This window comes from Vibrio sp. 10N.261.46.A3 (assembly GCF_041472995.1).
Taxonomy (GTDB): domain Bacteria; phylum Pseudomonadota; class Gammaproteobacteria; order Enterobacterales; family Vibrionaceae; genus Vibrio; species Vibrio coralliirubri.
The window spans coordinates 1,241-1,744 of the sequence record NZ_JBFRRH010000213.1 but is presented as its reverse complement, the minus strand read 5'-3'; the positions used below and the strand labels follow the sequence as shown (position 1 = coordinate 1,744).

General features: G+C 39.7%; 1 protein-coding gene. It reads left to right on the top strand.

Annotated elements, in window-relative coordinates; translation table 11 throughout:
* Positions 1–27 precede the first annotated feature (27 nt).
* On the top strand, positions 28–375 hold the full coding sequence (locus tag AB4484_RS26735; RefSeq protein ID WP_372081059.1) for an SH3 domain-containing protein: 348 nt from the start codon (positions 28–30) through the stop codon (positions 373–375).
* Positions 376–504: the final 129 nt, after the last annotated feature.

Genomic DNA, 504 nt, shown 5'->3' with positions numbered 1-504 from the left:
GTTATGTGAATGGAGTAGAAATCAGTTATGGAATACAAAGTCGTTAAAAATTATCAGGATGATCCAGAGTTACCTATTCAAATCGTAAAAGGTGAAAAATTGCAGTTTGTAGAAGAATCCAACCCAGAAGGTGATTGGGCAAATTGGATTTTTTGCCGAGGGGAAAATAAAGAGGGCTGGGTTCCAAAACAAATACTAGCTGTCAATAACAGTGAAGTAACTGTACTTGAGGACTACTTTGCTAAGGAACATAGTTTGACGGTTGGTGACATTTTAGTAAAAGAACATGAACTAAATGGCTGGATCTGGAGTAAAAAATTAGGTGATTCGGAAGAATTAGCTTGGGCTCCTTTAAACCATTTACGCGCTGTTTGAATTCACATAACAAACAATTTAAGCGTGACTCCCCACGCTTGGCATTTTTGGTTTGGGTCTAGTTCGGTGTTTACGGCGTTCAATTTGAGTGTCGTGGCAGCGTGGCTCACACCTTAATTGGGCGTTATG

What these genes read in the sequence shown, in the direction of transcription:
- AB4484_RS26735 (WP_372081059.1), top strand. Translation starts at nt 28, where the DNA reads ATGGAATACAAAGTCGTTAAAAATTATCAGGATGATCCAGAGTTACCT.